This window comes from Pseudomonas sp. MTM4, from assembly GCF_019355055.1.
Lineage (GTDB): Bacteria > Pseudomonadota > Gammaproteobacteria > Pseudomonadales > Pseudomonadaceae > Stutzerimonas.
Genome location: NZ_CP048411.1, coordinates 2,762,370 through 2,781,217, shown reverse-complemented (window position 1 = coordinate 2,781,217; position 18,848 = coordinate 2,762,370). Strand labels below are relative to the sequence as shown.

Genomic DNA, 18,848 nt, shown 5'->3' with positions numbered 1-18,848 from the left:
CGCTTACCTCAGTTGTATACGATCAAATCTTGCTCGGTCTTCTTGTCCGAATAGGGGATCCCTCCAGTTGGATCGGCATAGCCCACCGCCAGCAGCATCACCGTGCGCTCGTGGTAGGCCAGGCCCAGTTTTTTCGCCAGTTGGCGTTCCTTTTCTTCCACATCCGGCCAGTTGATCGAGCAACTGGACAGACCCAGGCTTTCCAGCGCCAGCATCAGCTGCATTGCCGCCAGCGAGCCGTCGATATAGATGACGTGGCGGTCGCGCGCTTCCGGATAGCAGCCCAGATCGCCCACCACTGCGATCACGCAGGGCAGGTTGTCGTGAAAGCCCGCGGTGCCGCCGGCGCACTGGGCGACTTCCGCGGCCTTGGTCCGGTCGTTGCTGACGTAGAAGCGAAATGGCTGACGGTTGCAGGCCGAAGGCGCGAGCGCCGCGGCTCTGACCGCTTGCTCGATCAGCTCATTGGCGACCGGCTTGTCCTGATACCAACGCACCGAGCGGCGGCGGCGGAACAGCACCATCAGTTCGTCATAACTGACCGGGCACGCCGGCAGCTGGCTATGCGGGTAGGGCACGCAACGGCTGGATTGATCGGGGCGTTGCGCGTTGGCAAAGGCCTGTTTAGCCGAGTCGATGCGCGGCGTGCTGCCGACTGCGGAGAAGTAATCGCCCAGCACGTCGTTGGCCCAGCGCTGCTGGCCGTTGACCATCCCCGCCTGAGTCGCATCTGCGAAGCAGCGTACCGTCGGGCCGATGTAGTCCTCGGCGAAGGTGGAGCGGCGGGGGCGCATGATCAGACCCTTCTCCAGGCGATGCACGTTGCGCCGCAGAAAGGCATCGTTCTCGCCTTTGCTGCGCATCAGCCGGGCGAACCGTAGGCGACCCAGCAGCACCGCTCGGTGCTCGCGATCGAACTCGCGGCTGATCAGGCAGTAATAAACAGAGGACAGGAAGCCATTGGCGGAAAACAGCCGGACCAGCGTCAGGCGGGCATTGTCCCGGGTGGCCTTGAGCGCGGCCTTGATCGGGTCGGGCAGGGCCTTGGCAAGTGATTTCAAGCTCATCGACTGGCTCCTACGGCACTGAATGCATAACGGAATGGACTGAACATGGATTTGGTCATCATGTAGAACACCGGCCGGGTCTTCTTGTGCACCAGCAGCGCGGCGTAGGAGGCGACGGCATAGGAAATCAGCGTCGCCATAGCAGCACCTTCACCACCGTAATGGGGAATCAGCACCAGATTCAGGCCGATATTGGCCAGCGCGCCAAGGCTCTGGGTGATCAGCGAAAACATCAGCGCGCCTTCGATCAGGATCCAGCGGCTGAACGCCGCGCGCATGAAAATGAACACACCACCCCAGATATGGATGGTGAGAATCGATGCGGAGTTTTGGTATTCGGCGCCGAACAGCAGTGCGATCAGCGGCCCGGCGACGAGCGACACCAGCACCGCAACGGCGATGGCAAGAATGAACAGCACATCCAGCAATTGCTGGAAACGCAGGTTGAAACGCGCCGCATCGGCCGCATGCAGCTTGATCAACTTGGGAAAGAAGGAAGCAACGATGGCCGTCGGCAGGAAATACCAGGCCTCGGAGAGCTGCGCGGCGACTGCATAAACGCCGACCTCTTCGGCGCCGACCATCCACTTGAGCATCACCTGATCGATCTTCATGTAGATCACCGCGAAGATCGAGCCGAGGTAAATGATCCAGCCCTGGCTGAGCAGCTCCTTCGCCTTGGCGAAACTTGCCTTCCAGCTCATCAGCGAGACGGTCGTCGTGCCCTTATAGAGCATCGCCAGAATCACCGCCGCAAGCACGAACTGCGCGGTATGGGCAAACGCGAAGGCCACCACGCCGGCACCGCCAAGGGCCAGCAACAGCTTGAGACCGGCCGACAGCAAAATCGCAGTGGATTTGGCGATCGCCGGGTACTTGGCCTGCACCTGCGACTGGAACCAGTACTCGACCACGTCGAAGGTCTGAAAGAAGATCGCCGTCGAGACGATCAACAGCATCCAGAATTCGGTGCCGCCGATTTCTTCGAACAGCAGCGAGTAGATGAGGATCAGCGTGAAGCCGATGGTCATCCCGGTCAGCTTCAGCACGAAGGTGGTGCCGAGTGTTTCCGGTATTTTATCCGGCTGCTGGACCACCTCGCGCACCACCAGCCCGGCGAGGCCCATGTGCCCGGCGGAGGCGAAGATGGCCGTCATCGAAATCGCGTAGGAGAGGATGCCGAACTGCTCCGGTCCTAGATACCGCGCCAGCAGTATCGCCGTGAGAAAACCTACGCCGATGTGTAAAAGCCGCTCCGCCATCATCCAGGAGGCGTTGAAGAGGTAAAGCTTGAGCTTGTTGAAAAGGGTATGGATCGCTGTCATCGAATGGCCTAACTCCTCAAGGCTGCTGGCTCCGTGGTGGCAGTCATATGCCCGGTTTGTTGCGCTGGAGTGCGGCGACGCTCAGCTGACCGCAGTAACCCCCTCATGTTCCGATGATCCGCGGAACGGAAATGTATCGAGACCGTTACCAATGTTCGGCGCTGTTGCTGCCTGGCCAATGGCTATGCCGACCGAACCCTGTATTCGCGGCATGTGCGGGCTAAAGCGCCTGGCGGGGCGTGCGGGCTTGGAAAAACAGGAATCCGCCGACCTGCGGAGCGCGCCCCGATCAGCGGTATCGTCACGAAGATGGGCTTTGGCCGATCGTGCCGCTTAATCCTGGTGGCCTTTTCATTTCAAAAGTTGAACTTTTGCCATCACACCCGCTCTTAACCCTGCGCCGCTTGTTAGCCGCTCCATAACCCGTTTCGACGCGTCATGGATCGCCTAGCACGGCGCACGGCCCGCCACGTTCGGGCCGTCGGCAAAGCTGCCGCGAAGGATCTCGCAAGCGCCTGGATGGGCGTAGGGAATTGCCGCTCGGAGCGGCTCAAAGGAACAGGACTCAGCGCCAAACAGAAAAGCCCCGCATCTCACGATGCGGGGCTTTTTTGTATGTGTTGCCCCCAGTAGCTTCAGCCAGCAAACCTAGTAACACTGCCGCTATGCGTTCCGGCGAGCTTCGTACCTGCTTCCTCTTTCAATCCCATCCTCATGCCCGTCTTCGAAAGCCAGAACCGGCATACAGGGGCAGGCGCACCTGGTCACACTAGGGCCAACCCGGCGTAACCTGGACTAGCGCGATCTAAGCCTTACGCCGAAAAGACCGCCGTTTCCCCGTCATTGCTGAGCGTTGAATTGACCAGGCCTTGGCTGCACACGGCGAGTACTCTGCAGGGAAAACCCAGAACAACGGCTGACCCAGACGACTCAAGCGCTGAGGCGATCGCACAACGGATTTGTGGGTACGATTGGCCCCAGGCCATAGACGACTTGGACGCGCGCGGTCACACCGTCTTCAGAAGCCTACTGTCGATGAGTGAATGCGAGTGGCTCGCCGGATTGTATGAACATGACGACGGTTTTCGGACCCGAGTCGTCATGCAGCGTCACGGTTTTGCCGTGGCGAATACAAAGATTTTGGTTACCCGCTTGTGCTGTGCATATCCCAATTGAGGGCGGCGCTCTATCCCGTTTAGTGCCGATAGCCAACCGCTGGAATCAGGCTTTACGTCTTTCCGTACGTTACCCCCAGGATCTGGCCGATTCCTTGCTGGATGCCACGCTGCTGGGCAGCCGCGGCCTACGCCTCTGCCTGCTGCGGTACGGCCAGGACGATTACAACTGCCTGCACCAGGACGTCTATGCGGAACACTTCTTTTCTCTGCAGGCCACGGTTCTGCTGTCTCGGCCGGGCGTTGATTTCACCGGTGGTGAGTTCGTATTGACCGAGCAACGTCCCAGGATGCAGTCGCGCGTAGAAGTCGTCCCCCTCGAGCAAGGAGACGCTGTGGTGTTTGCCGTTCAACATCGCCCGGTTCCCGGGAAACGGGGCTTTTATCGGGTCAGCATGCGTCACGGGGTCAGTCGGGTCCGCTCTGGAACCGCTACGCGACAGGGATCATCTTTCACGATGCGCCGTGAAAATCGCTACACGGCGGCGCGGGGATGCCGGGCCTGACAGGCCGGGCAATTGCGATGTACAAGCACGCCCTGGTTGGCGAGGGCCTACAAAAAAGCCAGGCGCTGCCTGGCTTCCTCATACGCGAACAGGGCGCATGAACTGCGCATCAAGCGGTTAGCGAGCCAGCGCTGCAGCACTTGCCCGGGCGCTGTGCAGCTTCTTGTAGCTTTCAATCAAGCGCAGGTGCCTGTCGAGGCCTTCCAGTTTCATGCTGGTCGGCGTCAAGCCGAAGAAGCGAACGTTGCCGTTCACCGAACCGATTGCAGCGTCCATCCGCTCATTGCCAAACATTCTGCGGAAGTTGACTTCGTAATCGGCCAGCTCAAGTTCGTCGTCCAGTTGTACTTCAAGCACTACATTCACGGCCTGATAGAACAAATCGCGTTCGACGGTGTTGTCGTTGAACTGCAGGAAGGTTTCCACAAGCTCTTTCGCTTCATCATTTTGCTGCAGGGCAAGATAGATCAGCAGCTTCAGCTCAAGGATCGTTAGCTGGCCCCAAGCTGTGTTGTCGTCAAACTCAATACCGATCAAGGTGGTGATATCGGTGTAGTCATCCAGTTCGCTTTCGACCAATCGCTCGACCAGTGCACGCAATTCGTCATTGCCCAGGCGATGCAAATTCAGGATGTCTTCGCGAAAGAACAACGCCTTGTTGGTGTTATCCCAGATCAAATCGTCGACCGGGTAAATCTCCGAGTAATCCGGCACCAGAATACGGCAAGCGGTTGCGCCTAACTGGTCATAAACCGCCATATACACTTCCTTGCCCATGGCTTCGAGAATGCCGAACAACGTGGCGGCCTCTTCGGCGTTGGCGTTTTCTTTTTCACTGGAGCCGCCCTGGCTCGAAAAGTCCCACTCAACGAACTCGAAATCTGCCTTGGCACTGAAGAAGCGCCACGACACGACCCCGCTGGAATCAATGAAGTGTTCGACGAAGTTGTTCGGTTCCGTTAATGCGTAGCCTTCGAAGGTAGGTTGGGGCAGATCGTTCAGCCCTTCAAAACTGCGGCCTTGCAGTAACTCCGTCAGGCTGCGCTCAAGCGCTATCTCGAAACTGGGGTGCGCGCCGAACGAGGCAAACACACCGCCGGTACGCGGGTTCATCAAGGTGACGCACATCACCGGAAATTCACCGCCCAGCGACGCATCCTTCACCAGCACAGGGAAGCCCTGTTCTTCCAGGCTTCGGATACCCGCGACAATGCCGGGATATTTCGCCAGCACGTCTTGCGGCACGTCCGGCAGGGCCATTTCGCCTTCGAGGATTTGGCGCTTTACCGCACGCTCGAAGATTTCCGACAGGCATTGCACCTGTGCTTCGGCCAGCGTGTTGCCGGCGCTCATGCCGTTGCTGAGGTACAGGTTCTCAATAAGGTTGGACGGGAAATACACCACCTCGTCATCTGACTGACGTACGAAGGGCAGCGAGCAGATACCGCGCGCTTCGTTGCCGGAGTTGGTATCGATCAGATGCGACCCACGCAGCTCGCCATCGGGGTTGTAGAACGTCAGGCAGTACTCGTCGAGGATTTCTGCCGGTAGCGCATCGTTGCGGCCAGGCTTGAACCAGCGTTCATCTTGGTAATGCACGAACGGCGCGTCGACGATCTCTTCGCCCCAGAACTGATCGTTGTAGAAGAAGTTGCAATTGAGCCGCTCGATGAATTCGCCCAATGCCGAGGCCAGGGCCGCTTCTTTCGTAGCACCCTTGCCATTGGTGAAGCACATCGGCGACTGCGCGTCACGGATATGCAGCGACCACACGTTGGGGACGATATTGCGCCAGGAGGCAATTTCAATCTTCATGCCGAGGCCCGCCAGAATGGCCGACATGTTGGCGATGGTCTGTTCTAGCGGGAGGTCCTTGCCAGCGATATAGGTGCTGGCATTGGAGTCCGTATCGAGCATCAGCAGTGCCTGAGCATCGGCATCGAGGTTTTCGACTTCTTCGATGACGAACTCAGGCCCGGTTTGCACCACCTTTTTAACGGTGCAGCGGTCTATGGAGCGCAGGATGCCCTGGCGGTCCTTGTCGGAGATATCCGCCGGCAGCTCGACTTGAATCTTGAAAATCTGGTTATAGCGATTTTCTGGGTCAACAATATTGTTCTGTGAAAGGCGGATATTGTCGGTAGGGATATCGCGCGTCTGGCAGTACAACTTCACAAAGTAAGCTGCGCACAATGCTGACGAGGCCAGGAAGTAATCGAACGGGCCGGGTGCCGAGCCATCGCCTTTGTAGCGGATCGGTTGATCAGCCACCACAGTGAAGTCATCGAACTTGGCTTCAAGTCGAAGGTTGTCGAGAAAATTAACCTTGATTTCCATGCGGGATTCCCTCAAGGGTTCTGCCAACAAATCTCGACGATGCGGAGCCTCGTCTGGAGTCTGGAGCGGACCTATGGTTTCGGCTGCGGTAGCGAAGAGGCGCGGGGGATGATTTCCGCTTAGCCGTTTATCGACGCCGTTTTGCGTACGACAGAAAAAACAAAGGCCTGCATTGCTGCAAGCCTTTGTTTTGTATGGTGCCGGCACCAAGAGTCGAACTCGGGACCTACTGATTACAAGTCAGTTGCTCTACCAGCTGAGCTATACCGGCTAAAAGATGGGCGCCATTATAGCGATTGCTTAGCGCGAGTAAACAGTTTGTTGGCGCTTGTTTGCATCGCCTATTTCAAGTGGTTGCGCTTGGTACGTCGAGCTCTGCAAGCAGCAGCAGATTGCGCGGCGTGATTTCGGAAGGGCAGAAGGTGCCGAGCCGTACCTCATAGCCCTTTTCAGAGAGCAATAGAGCGCGGTCGAGCAACAGCCAGAGCTCCAGCGGTCGGCGGAACAGGCCACGCAGCAGTTCCAGGTTGCGAACTTCAGCAAGGCGCTGCCAGCCGCGGCGTTCGAGCGCGCTCCAGTCCAGGGCGGGCGGTTCGGGGAGTGCTTTCAGGGCTGCCAGGTCCCGGCAGTAACGTTCGAAGCCTTTCTTCAACCAGCTGGTCGGCAGTGACGGTGTTGGCAGGTAATCGTCCTCACCGCGCAGCTCGCGCTGGAGCAGGTCGAAGCCCAGGCGCCAGGCCATGGAATGGTCGCGCTGACGGCGTTCGCGGGCGCCGGCGGTCACCGTTTCGCTGAGTGGGAGGCCGAGATCGTCGCGCGACAAGGCGAGCGCCGACCGTGCGGCCAGTTGTGACAGCGGCTGATAGTGGTCGGTCTGGATGCGGTTGTAACAGCAGGGTGCGATTGCCAGCTGACGGCAATGCTGCGTGATGCTCAGGTCGATCAGGCGCACGTGGAGATCGCCGCACGCATGCAGCGCCACAGGGGTTACGGTCGGGCTGAGCCATGCAGCGGCTTCCTCGCTCATCACGTCTTGTTGGAGATGTTTCGCGTCGATACCCAATCGCTGGCTGAGCAGGTTACCCGCTGCGACCAGAGCTGGGTCCCATTCCAGACAGGTCAACATGTTGCCAGTACTGGTAAGCCGTCGCCCGAGGTGGCCTTTGCCTGCGCACCAGTCGAGCCAGTGTCGAGGCGCTTCGGCGAACGCCAATGCTGAGCCGAACGCTTGGATCTGCAGCCATTTTCGCCCGGGTACGTCAACCGATTGTCGTGAGTCGATTGGGTGATGTGGTGAATGAGGCAGTTCGTCCACGTGGCTCAGCGCAACGGCTTGCGCGGCCAGTTGCGGAAACGGGGCGGGCGCCGGCAGGTCGGCGGGGTGGTTATGCGCCGCTTCGGCTGCTTCCAGCGAACGGCCACGTAGCCAGCGCGCCAGCTCGGGATGATCTGTTTCCCACCCGAGGTGGTGCTGAGTGAACGGCCGCGGTTGCCACAAAGGCTGATGCCGCAGTAAGAACGCGTCGAGCTGCTCGAAGCGTTCGGCAAGTTGCGGGTAGCTGGCGGAATGGGGGGGCATGGGCGATTGGCGATGGCGGCTTTGCGCATATGATCGCGCCTAAACCCTCTGCCGAAAAGCGAGACGCCCGTCTAAACGGGCGTCTGCGTGCTGCTATTTGCCGTAAATCTGCTCGGGCAGCCAGGTGACCAATCCGGGGAACTGATAGGCGATCACCAGTAGCAGCAGCTGGATCAGGATGAAGGGCACCACGCCTTTGTAGATGGTGCTGGTGGGCACGGATTTCGGTGTCACGCCACGTAGGTAGAACAGAGCGAAGCCGAACGGCGGCGTGAGGAACGAGGTCTGCAGGTTCAGGGCGATCATCACGCCGAGCCACACTGGATCCAGGCCCATGGCCAGCAGCACCGGGCCGACGATGGGCACTACCACGAAGGTGATCTCGATGAAGTCCAAGATGAAGCCCAGCAGGAATATCACCACCATGACCAGGAAGAATGCGCCGAGCACGCCGCCTGGCAGCTGTGCGAACACATCTTCGATCAGTGCTTCGCCGCCGAAGCCGCGGAACACCAGCGAGAACAGCGAAGCGCCGATCAGGATCAGAAATACCATCGCGGTGATTTCGGTGGTGCCGTAGGCGACATCGCGCAGCTGGCCGAAATTCAATTTGCCCTTGTAGAAGGCCAGAATCATCGCGCCCAGCGCGCCGAGAGCCGCGGCCTCGGTGGGCGTTGCGTAGCCCGCGAGGATCGAGCCGAGCACCGCGCTGATCAGCAGCAGCGGAGGCACCAACGCATTGATCAGCTTGCCCCACTCGATCGGGCCGAGTTCTTCCTGCGGCAGGGCCGGCAGCTTCTTCGGCTGCAGCACGGCAACGGCGATGATGTAGAGGATATACAGGCCGACCAGTAGCAGGCCGGGAAGCAACGCGCCAATGAACAGATCGCCGACCGAGACGGTCTTCGGCGAGAAGATGCCCATCTTCAGCTGCGCCTGCTGATAGGCGCTAGACATCACGTCACCCAGCAGTACCAGTACGATCGAAGGCGGAATGATCTGGCCCAGGGTGCCGGTGGCGGCGAGTGTGCCAGTGGAGATGGCCGGGTCGTAGCCGCGGCGCAACATGGTCGGCAGCGCCAGCAGGCCCATGGTCACAACCGTAGCGCCGACGATGCCGGTGCTGGCGGCAAGCAGCGCGCCCACCACGCAGACGGAGATTGCCAAGCCGCCACGCAGAGTGCCGAACAGCCGCGACATGGACTCGAGCAGGTCTTCGGCCACTCGGCTTTTTTCCAGCATTACGCCCATGAACACGAAGAGTGGCACGGCAAGCATGGTCTGGTTGTTCATGATGCCGAACAGGCGGTTCGGCAAAGCGCTCAGGTAGCCGGCATCGAAAGTGCCGGTCAGGATGCCAATGCCGGCGAACAGCAGCGAGACGCCACCCAGGGTGAAGGCCACCGGGTAGCCGGCCATCAATGCCACGCAAATGCTGACGAACAGCAGTATCGCCATCAACTCAGCCATGCTTCACCTCCGGCTCCGGCAGGCGTCCGGCAACGATGTAAGCAGCCTTGATGATTTCCGATATGCCTTGCAGGGCCAGGCTGACAACCAGAACCAGGATGATGCTCTTCTGTAGGAAAACGAGTTTCAGGCCGCCCGTTTCGCTGGAAGCTTCCAGCGTCGCCCAGGAATTGCCGACGTAATCCCAGCTGGCCCAGCCGAGAAACAGGCAGACGGGCAGAAGAAATAGAAGGGTGCCAAGTACTTCGACCAAGGCCTGGTAGCGGGGGCTGAATCGCTGATAGAAGATATCTACGCGAACATGGCCGTTGCGTTGCAGGACCCAGGCGGCGGCGCCCATGAAGACCAGTGCGTGGGCATAGAGAACGGCTTCTTGCAAGGCGGTTGCGCCAATACCGAAGCCATAGCGCAGCACCACTACCAAGGCTGTGCCGAGGACCAGAAACAGGGTCAGCCAGGCGCAGGCCTGACCGAAGCGGGCGTTCGCAGCGTCGATAAAGTGCGCGACACCGAGCAAGGGAGGGGCATGTTTCGACATGGCAGATCCTTTATTGTTATGGCCCAGACGGCCGGCGATTCTAGGCGTCGCCGCGACAAGGCCGCAACCAGCAGTACTACGTACGTAGTCGCTATACGTAGTCGCGGCGCTTGAGCGAAAGATAGCCATATGATAGCTAGAACCACCTGAGTACGGCATTCCGATATTCAGCATTACAACAACAAGGAGTTACCCATGAAACGTCGTCAAATTCTGGCCGCCGCGGGCGTTGGCCTGGCTGCTACAGCGCTGGCCGGCTGCAATAAGGAAGCCGAGACCGCTGCCCCATCCGAAGGCAGTGCAAGCGAAGGCACTGCAAGCACCGAGAAATTCAACTGGAAGATGGTCACCTCCTGGCCGAAGAACTTCCCGGGCGTGGGCGTCGGTGCTGAGAACTTCGCCAAGCTGGTCAATGAAATGAGCAGTGGCCGCCTGACGGTCAAGGTTTATGCCGCTGGTGAGCTGGTGCCCGCGCTGGAAGTATTCGATGCCGTCTCTCGCGGTACCGCCGAAATGGGACATGGCGCCCCCTACTACTGGAAAGGCAAGGTCCCGGCGGCGCAGTTCTTCTGCGCACTGCCGTTCGGGCCGAACGCCCAGGAAATGAACGCCTGGCTGCATTACGGCGGCGGCATGAAACTTTGGGAAGAGGTTTACAAGCCGTACGGCGTTCTGCCGATGGCTTGCGGCGCGACCGGCGTGCAGACTGCTGGCTGGTTCAACAAGGAAATCAATTCGGTCCAGGATTTCGAGGGCCTGAAGATGCGTACCCCGGGCCTAGGCGGCGAAGTGCTGACCAAGATGGGCGGCACCGTGGTCAACATGCCTGCCGGGGAGATTTTCACCGCGCTGCAGACCGGCGCCATCGACGCCACCGAGTGGATCGGCCCGTACAACGACCTGGCCCTGGGCCTGCACAAGGCATCGAAGTACTACTACACGCCGGGCTGGCAGGAGCCGAACGTGACCTTCGAGCTGGACGTCAACCTCAAGGCCTGGGAAACCCTGCCGGACGACCTCAAAGCCATCGTTCGGGCTGCGGCCCGTGCGGTCAACGGCGACATGCTCGACGACTACAACGCGAAGAACATGGAAGCGCTCGAACAACTGCGCGAGCAGGGCGTCGAAGTTCGCCGTCTGCCGGATGACGTACTGGCGCGTCTGAAGGAAGTGGCCGCCGAAGTGGTCGATGCCTCCGCCGCTGCCGACCCGGTTGCCGCCAAGGTCTGGGAACAGCAGAGCGCCTATCTCAAGCGTCTGTACGAATATGCCGAGCTGAACGAGAAGGACATCTACAACATTCGTGGCTGATGGTCGCAAGCCGTCCGAAACGAGAACGCCGCCCGAGGGGCGGCGTTCTCGTTTCAACCTGCCGAATCAGCTTTCTAGTGTCGCGCTCAGGCTGATCTGCGCGTTGAGAACCTTGGATACCGGGCAGCCTTCCTTCGCCTGATTGGCGATCTGCTGAAACTGGCTTTCATCGGCGCCGGGGACTTTGGCTTTCAGCGTCAGGGCGATGGCCGTGATCGAGAAGCCTTCGCCGTCCTTGTCCAGGGTGACTTCGGCAGTGGTATCGATGCGCTCGGCGGTGAGGCCGGCCTGGCCAAGCATCATCGACAACGCCATCGAGAAACAGCCGGCATGAGCCGCGCCGATCAGCTCCTCGGGGTTGGTGCCGGGTGCGTCTTCGAAACGGGTGTTGAAGCCGTAGGGATTGTCCTTCAGTGCGCCGCTCTGGGTGCTGATGGTGCCTTTGCCGCTTTTCAGGTCACCTTGCCAGACGGCGGATGCGGTTTTTTTCATGAGTTCCTCCGGATGCCTAGAGTTGAACGAATGGCGATGTCGGTCACGGTGCCGTGTCAGGCAATGCGTCCGGGCTTTCGGCTAGCCTGCTTGCTACTGCTGTTCGGCTGCGAGAATGGCGCTCGCCAGCTGCATATCACTGGCCTGCAGTTCGGGTTGCTCGCTGCGCATCTTCAGCAGCATCGCTTCCAGATAAGGGCCGCGGATGGCGCCATCGCTGGCAACGAAGCTACCGGCGTCTTCACGTGCGGCGGCGACCAGCTTGTCGTCGCGGAAGGTCATGTAGGTAGAGGCAGTGGTCGCGCCCGAAGAGAGAATCTGTCGGACGAAATCGCCGTCAGCCATTGCCGCGCCAAAGGGGACACAGCTCAAGGTAATTGCCGCCAGTATTGATTTGCGCATGATGGGTGCCTCCGCTTGATCCTCCTTTAGAGAGTGCACCGCGCTTGGCAGAGTTCCTTGCCGTGAGTTCCTTGCGGTTCATCCGCTGCGCTCGATCAGTTGGCGGACCTTGGCCCCAAGCATCTCGATACTGAAAGGCTTGGCCAGCATGTCCATGCCGGGAGCGAGAAACTCTCCACGCACCTCGGCGTTCGGGGCATAACCGGTGATAAACAGCACACGCAGATCCGGTCGATACTGGCGCGCAATCTCGGCCAGTTGCCGGCCGTTGATGCCCGGCAGACCGAAATCGCTGACTAACAGGTCGATGCGCTGATCGCTCTGCAAATGGGGCAGCGCGGTGTTGCCATCGACCGCTTCGAGCACCCGATAGCCCAACTCCTGCAGCACCTCGACCACCAGCATGCGTACTGCGGCTTCGTCTTCCACCACCAGTATGGTTTCGTTGGTCTGCGCGCCCTGTACCGCCGCAGGCGCACCGGTATGTTCTGCCTGCGGCTCGGCCTGCGCCCGATTGCGTGGGAGGAACAGCGTGATCAGGGTGCCGTGACCGGGCGTACTGTCGATGCGCACATGGCCGCCGGTCTGCTTGATGAAGCCATACACCATGGACAGCCCGAGGCCGGTGCCCTGGCCAATGGGCTTGGTGGTGAAGAACGGATCGAACGCCTTGGCGACCACGTCGGCGGGCATGCCGGAGCCATTGTCAGCGACGCTCAGGGTCACGTAGTCACCTGGCTCGGGACTGTCGGGCTGAGTGTCCCTGATCTGTACGCAGCCGGTCTGGATGGTCAGCCGGCCGCCGTCGCTCATGGCATCGCGGGCGTTGATCACCAGGTTGAGCAGGGCGTTTTCCAGCTGGTGCGCATCGGTATAGGCCAGCCAGGGTTCCGGCTGCAGGTGCGTCTCGAACTGGATGTGTTCGGCCATGGTGCGGCGCAGCATGTCCTCCATCGACAGCACCAACTGGTTGACGTCCACCGGTTGCGGATCCAGCGATTGGCGACGGGCGAAGGCCAGCAGTCGGTGTGTCAGCGCCGCTGCGCGGTTGGCCGAGCTGGTCGCGGCGTCGACATAGCGACCCAGATCGTTCACCCGACCGCTGGCAATCCGCCGTTGGATCAGGTCGAGCCCGCCCAGCACGCCGGTCAGCATGTTGTTGAAGTCGTGCGCCAGGCCCCCGGTGAGCTGGCCGATGGCCTCCATCTTCTGTGCATGGCGCAGGGTTTCCTCGGCGCGCTCGCGTTCGCCCATCTCCAGGTGCAGCAGATGGTTAATCTCCGCCAGTTCGCGGGTGCGCTCGGCAACGCGCCGTTCGAGATTGTCGTTCAGCTCGCGCAGCGCCTCTTCGGCCGCTACCTGCGCGTTGACGTCGGTATTGGTGCCGAACCAGTGCGTGACCTGGCCGAAATCATCGCGAATGGGCACGGCGCGCGCGAGGAACCAACGGTACTGGCCATCCTTACCACGCAGCGGGAAGGTTTCCTCCCAGGTCGAGCCGATCGCCACGGCGCGTTTCATCGAGGCGCTGACACGAACGTGGTGATCGGGGTGATGTACCGAGCGCCAGCCCAGAGCACGCATGGCTTCCATGGTGGTGCCGGTGTAGTCGTACCAGCGCTTGTTGTACCAGTAGATGCGCCCGGTCGGATCGGCCATCCAGGCGAACTGGCTCATGTTGTCGGCCAGCGTACGGAACTGTTCTTCGCTGGCGCGCAGCGCGCGTTCGGCGCGCATCCGCTCGTCCGTGGTCCAGGCTCGGTCGGCCACTTCGCGTATGAACGAGATGTCTTCCTCGGCCCATTGGCGCGGGTGCTCCTGCAACAGGATCAAGGCGGCACTCAGGCGCCCTTGCTCCTGTAGCGGCACGCAGACCAGACTCTGGATACGCCGCAGCCGCAGGCTCGAAGCCTGCGCGGCGGTACGGGTGTCGTGCAGGGTGTCATTGACGACCACCAGCTCGTCGTTCTGCAGGTCGTAGATGAAGTCGCCATAGTCGGTGAAGCACATGCGCTCGCTGTAGTCGCCCAGCGCACCGTCGCTCCAGTAGCGCTCGACGGTGGCGTAGTGGCCGCCGGGGTCTACGGAAAGAAACGCTGCGCGGGTCACGTTCAGTGTCATGCCCAGTGCGCGCACGGCCGCCGTAATGATGGTGGTGCTGTCGGGCTGTCCGCGCAGCAGATCACCCAGCTCCATGAGCACCGTCTGGCGCTGCTCGGTGCTCTTGCGCTCCTGTATCTGCTCTTCGAGCAGGGCATTCATGCGCAGCAGTTTCAATGCCGCGTTGCGCTCGGCGGTAATTTCCCGGGCGGTACCGAGCAGGCGAATCCTGCCGTCGGCGTCGAGCAGGCGGCGCCCACGATTGGTCAGCCAGCGGAACTGGTCGCTCGCCTCGTCGTAGACCCGGTAATCGAGATTCAGCTCACCACCGCCGATGCCTTCGAGGGCGCTGCGAAAGGCCTCGAGCAGGGCGGTCCGGTCGTCGGCATGGACACGTGCGAGAAATTCGCTCACGCTCAATTCGGGCGCATCGGGAGCGACGCCGGCGAGTGCTTTGAGCTGCGCATCCCAGTGCAGCGTGTTGCGCTGATAGTCATATTCCCAGACGCCGATCGAGGCGATCTCGTTGGCCAGGCTGACCCGCTGTTCGGCCTCGAGCAGGGCGCGACGTGCCCGTGCACGCTCGGTCGCGGCACGAAGGCGCTCGGCCATCTCGCGTACGAATGAGATGTCCGCCTGACTCCACTGCCGCGCTTGTTTATCAGCCAGCAACATGAACGCGCAATCCGGCGCCTGCGCCAGCAGCGGTGCCAATAGCAGGCTGCTATAGCCAAGACGCTCGTGCAGGGCGCCGCAGTTATCGCGGCAGTCGGCCTCGTCCAGCAAGTCTTCGAAAGGCACAATCATCCCTTGCGCCAGCCGCAGGCGCAGGGTCCGGGCGCAGCCGCCAATCGGATATCGGATCAATCGTCCCGCATCGTTGACCGATGGCCATTGCTGCACGATCACCAGGTGATCGTGCTCATCGAGATGACCATAGGCCAGGCACTCGATACCGATCAGTTGAACCAGGCGTTCGGGCATCACCTCGCTCAGGTCGATGCGGTCACCCGCGTCGTGCAGGCGGTCGCTGAGCTCCAGCAGATAGGTCTGCTGCGCGTCGCCGCGGGCCCGCTCGCTGATGTCGGTAAAGGTGCATATCGCACCCTGCAATAGTTCGTCGCGGTACAGCGGCGCGACCCGATACTCGACCGGCAGGCTTTTGCCGTCCTGGCGGAAGAACAGCTCGTATTCGACATGTGCCGGTTCGCCGGTCTTGGCGGTGCGCTGGATCGGGCAATCTTCCACCGCATACGGCGAGCCGTCCGGGTGGCTGTGGTGAATCACGTGATGCAGCTGGCGACCCAGTACCTGCTCTTTGCTGTCGAAGCCGAGCAGCTTGACGAACGCCTCGTTGCAGAGGGTAACGAGGCCATGGGAATCGATGGAATAGAAGCCTTCACTGGCCGAGTCCAGCAGGCTGCGGGTGAACGCCTCGCTTTCCAGCCGTTCGATCTCGGCGCGGCGGCGTTCATGGATGTCCTGCGCCACCAATACCCAATGCAGCAGGCGACCGTCATGCCCGTAAACCGGCGCGCCGCAGCCTTGGAACCAGCGTGGCTCGCCGGCGGCGTTGAGCAGTGGCACTTCGAAACTGCCGGATTTGCCGCTTTTCAATGCCCCATGCCATTGCTGCATCACCGCGTCCCGGTGGTCCGGTGCGACGGCGGCCAGCCAGCCCATGCCAGCGGACTCGCTTTCCGTCAGCCCGGTGAGTTCGCACCAGTAGCGATTGCAGAAGATCAACGAACCGCTGGCATCGCATTGCCAGATCACTTGGGGGCTGAGATCGACCAGTGCGCGGTAGCGCTCCTCGACCTCGCGAATCGATGCTTTTTCATGCAGCCGTTCGGTCAGGTCGCGCAGAATCTTGACGAAGCCCTGCAGCTGCCCCTGCTCGGTCCTGAGCTGCATCAACACGCCGGCCGCCCAGAAGTGACTGCCATCCTTGCGGCGGTGCCAGCGCTCGTCGTTTGCCGAGCCGTCCTGCACGGCCCGTTGCATCTCGCTCTCCGGCACACCGTCGGTAACATCCTCATCGGTGAATATCCGGGCGATAGCGCTGCCGATGATCTCCTGCCGCTGCCAGCCGAGAATCTGCTCGGCGCCTCGGTTCCAGCTGATGATGGTGCCCTGGGAGTCGGTGCTGAGGATCGCGTAATCCAGCGCGCTGTCGATGATCTGCCGGTTGTGCTCCTCGTGCTCGCAGCTGCGGCGCAACTCGAGCAATGCCATGACCTGCCGGGCCAATGCCTGCAGATGGCCGAGCTGGCGCTGCGACAAGGTCTGCGCCTGGTCGCCGATCACGCACAGTGCACCGAGCAACAGGCCTTCCGGGGTCTTTAGCGGCGCGGCTGCATAGAAGGCGGATGCCTCGACCGGGCTTTCGATCACCTGCGTTTCCGCGCCGCTCATGCTGCAGGCATCAAGCGCCTGGGCAAGCGTTCGGCTGTCATCGTCAAGGTTGAGCGAGGCCTTGATCCAGAGGCGTCCCTGGTCGAGAAATATGAGGGCAGCGCTGTTGCACGTGCACAGCTCGGCCGCGAGCGTCACCAGATCATCGAACGCCGTTTCCGGTGGCGTATCGAGAATGCGGTATTGGGCCAGCGCTGTCGTTCGGTCAGCTTCGACCCGGCTGTCGACTTTATTTTCAACGTTCAAAATTTCTGCTCGGCTATCCATGGCGGCAAGACGTCCCCAGCATAAGGCGTCCGAGCACCTGCATGTGGCGAGGCGTTACTGATTGTTTGCAGATATTGTCGCTGCGAAAGAGGCGTTTGTCGCAAGTAGACCTCGGTCTACGGGCACTCTGCCAGAGCCGCCGGTCCGGTCTGGTGAATGCCTGGTTGGGGAGGTTTGATACGCGCGGCCTCATCAATCTTTCAGCAGCTTCTGGTCAGCCATCCGCAGCGAGGCGATCAGGTCTGGGTCGCGTTGATAGATGTCCGGGCGATAGTGTGGCTCGCCGGTGTCGTCCGCTTCGGCTGTCCAGTACGCCAGCAGCACTGGGGTGGGCTCGGTCAGACGAAACTCATGGGTCTTGCCCGTCTCCAGCAGCCGAGCGAAGCGTTCGCGTTCGCCATCGGTTAGCAGCAGGTCGACCAGCTGCATGACCGACTCGACCCTGACGCAGCCGGAGCTAAACGCTCGCTGGGAACGATCGAACAGGCCCTGGCTCGGCGTGTCGTGCAAGTAAATCGCAAACGGATTGTCGAACCGGACGACCAGACGTCCGAGCGGGTTGTTCGGACCTGCGGCCTGGCGCAGCAGAATGCGGCCGGGATCGTTCCAGTCGATCTGTTCGGGGTCCAGCGGGTTGCCCTCGTAGTCGAGGACCTGCAGGTCCTGCTCGGCCAGATAGTCGTGGTCCTCACGGATTTTGGGCAGTTTGTCTTCGCTCAGGATGGTGGGTGGCACGGTCCAGGTCGGATTGAGGGTCAGCCGGGTGACGGTCGATTTGATCTCCGGCGTCTGCCGCGTCGCGCGGCCAACCTGGCTGCGTGTCTCCCATTGCGCGCGCCCGTCACGGAAATAGACGACGCGCCCGCCAGCGATATCGACCAACAGCGAGCGCGCCTCGATGTCGCGGGATAGCCAGCGGAATCGCTCCAGATTGATCTTCAGCTGGTCCAGTCGCTCACTCGGGGTGACGTTCAGAGTGGCCAGGGTGTCGACGCCCAATATGCCGTCGTCCTGCAAGCCGTGGCGGGCCTGGAAGGCTTTCAGCGCCTGCTCGATGGTTCGGTCGTAGCGGTTCTGGACGCTTTCCACCGCGATGTCGGGAAGATAGCCGCTGGCGGCCAGACGTTGGCGCAGCAAGGGAACCCGGGCATCCGACATACCGGGACGCAAAGTCTCTCCGGCAGGGATCAGCAGTTGGCGTTGCGCGGGCTCGGCTCGCAGGCGGGCATGGGCCTTGCGCAGGTTGTGGTACTGCTCGAAGGTCGGGCGCGCCTGATCGAAGGCCTGGACGATGGTCATCAGGCCGGCATCGGCGATCTCCAATAGCCGCTCATCTGCCCGCTGCGGGGCCACAGCATCGGTGCTGCGCCAGACCGGCTCCAGACGATCCTGCGGCAGCCGCCCGTGGGACAGATGCCGCAGTGCCAGCAGGTAGACGTGCGTCGCGAGAATGTCGCCACACTCGCGATGCAGCGGTTCGGCCGTCGCCGTATACAGGCTTCGGCGAATGGCTGCGGGATGGTAAGCAGCAGGATTCAGACCGTCGTCGACCAGCGCATCGAGTTGCGCTAGCAGCGTGTCGATCTGCTCATAGGATGTCCACAAGGCTTCGAACTGCTGTCGACTATAGAACTCGGTCAGCTGCCGAGAAGCCGTCTGGTCGATGTCGGCAAGGGGACTGGCGCAGGCGCTGGCGAGATTTTCCAGGGCGCTCTGGATAGGTTTGACTGGATTGCTGGCAGGCTGCGCGAACGCCAATGCGGGTGCGAGGCAGAAGATGCCAACCAGACGAACTGCATGTTTTTTATACAATGCTTCACTCCCGGCAAACCCACCGACTGCTAGACTTTGCCGCTAATCCGGC

Annotated in this window: 12 protein-coding genes and 1 tRNA gene; 2 read left to right on the top strand and 11 right to left on the bottom strand. The window is 61.1% G+C overall.

Translation table 11 applies throughout. The features are described 5' to 3' along the window. Positions 1-8: 8 nt before the first annotated feature. On the bottom strand, positions 9-1,067 hold the full coding sequence (locus GYM54_RS12830) for a nitroreductase family protein (protein WP_181103224.1): 1,059 nt from the start codon (positions 1,065-1,067) through the stop codon (positions 9-11). Continuing rightward, a complete protein-coding gene (locus tag GYM54_RS12825; protein ID WP_197445339.1) occupies positions 1,064-2,392 on the bottom strand; it encodes a flippase in 1,329 nt (442 codons plus the stop codon). Before GYM54_RS12825 ends, GYM54_RS12830 begins: the two co-directional genes overlap by 4 nt. A 1,066-nt stretch (positions 2,393-3,458) precedes the next feature. Between GYM54_RS12825 and GYM54_RS12820 the strand changes: the two genes are divergently transcribed. Continuing rightward, a complete protein-coding gene (locus GYM54_RS12820) occupies positions 3,459-4,073 on the top strand; it encodes a 2OG-Fe(II) oxygenase (RefSeq protein WP_374105170.1) in 615 nt (204 codons plus the stop codon). A 117-nt stretch (positions 4,074-4,190) separates the two neighbouring features. On the opposite strand, the gene GYM54_RS12815 is transcribed toward GYM54_RS12820, so the two are convergent. The 5 genes from GYM54_RS12815 to GYM54_RS12795 form a co-directional block, all read right to left on the bottom strand. Continuing rightward, the gene (locus GYM54_RS12815) at positions 4,191-6,410 is read right to left on the bottom strand and encodes an OsmC domain/YcaO domain-containing protein (RefSeq protein ID WP_197445337.1); all 2,220 of its coding nucleotides are present in this window, start codon (positions 6,408-6,410) and stop codon (positions 4,191-4,193) included. Between the two features lie 195 nt (positions 6,411-6,605). After that, positions 6,606-6,681: transfer RNA gene (locus GYM54_RS12810), tRNA-Thr, on the bottom strand. A 75-nt stretch (positions 6,682-6,756) separates the two neighbouring features. Further along, the gene (locus GYM54_RS12805; protein WP_197445336.1) at positions 6,757-7,989 is read right to left on the bottom strand and encodes a methyltransferase; all 1,233 of its coding nucleotides are present in this window, start codon (positions 7,987-7,989) and stop codon (positions 6,757-6,759) included. A 93-nt stretch (positions 7,990-8,082) separates the two neighbouring features. Then, a complete protein-coding gene (locus GYM54_RS12800) occupies positions 8,083-9,459 on the bottom strand; it encodes a TRAP transporter large permease subunit (protein WP_131649033.1) in 1,377 nt (458 codons plus the stop codon). Beyond that, positions 9,452-9,997 carry a TRAP transporter small permease subunit gene (locus GYM54_RS12795; protein WP_131649032.1) on the bottom strand — a complete coding sequence of 182 codons (546 nt, stop codon included), beginning with the start codon at positions 9,995-9,997 and terminating at the stop codon, positions 9,452-9,454. The genes GYM54_RS12800 and GYM54_RS12795 overlap by 8 nt, the downstream gene beginning before the upstream one ends. Before the next feature lie 195 nt (positions 9,998-10,192). On the opposite strand from GYM54_RS12795, the gene GYM54_RS12790 reads away from it, so the two are divergent. Next, positions 10,193-11,308 carry a TRAP transporter substrate-binding protein gene (locus tag GYM54_RS12790; RefSeq protein ID WP_131649031.1) on the top strand — a complete coding sequence of 372 codons (1,116 nt, stop codon included), beginning with the start codon at positions 10,193-10,195 and terminating at the stop codon, positions 11,306-11,308. 66 nt (positions 11,309-11,374) lie between these two features. On the opposite strand, the gene GYM54_RS12785 is transcribed toward GYM54_RS12790, so the two are convergent. The 4 genes from GYM54_RS12785 to GYM54_RS12770 all read right to left on the bottom strand — a co-directional run bounded on the left by GYM54_RS12785 (position 11,375) and on the right by GYM54_RS12770 (position 18,796). Further along, entirely contained in the window at positions 11,375-11,800 is a 426-nt protein-coding gene (locus tag GYM54_RS12785) for an OsmC family protein (protein ID WP_181103216.1), read from the bottom strand. Positions 11,801-11,893: 93 nt separating this feature from the next. Then, a complete protein-coding gene (locus tag GYM54_RS12780) occupies positions 11,894-12,202 on the bottom strand; it encodes a DUF2388 domain-containing protein (protein WP_131649029.1) in 309 nt (102 codons plus the stop codon). A gap of 78 nt (positions 12,203-12,280) precedes the next feature. Beyond that, positions 12,281-16,984: a PAS domain S-box protein gene (locus GYM54_RS12775; protein WP_197445335.1), complete on the bottom strand. Its 4,704-nt coding sequence runs from the start codon at positions 16,982-16,984 to the stop codon at positions 12,281-12,283. Positions 16,985-17,176: 192 nt separating this feature from the next. Beyond that, positions 17,177-18,796: a murein L,D-transpeptidase gene (locus tag GYM54_RS12770; RefSeq protein ID WP_197445334.1), complete on the bottom strand. Its 1,620-nt coding sequence runs from the start codon at positions 18,794-18,796 to the stop codon at positions 17,177-17,179. Positions 18,797-18,848: the final 52 nt, after the last annotated feature.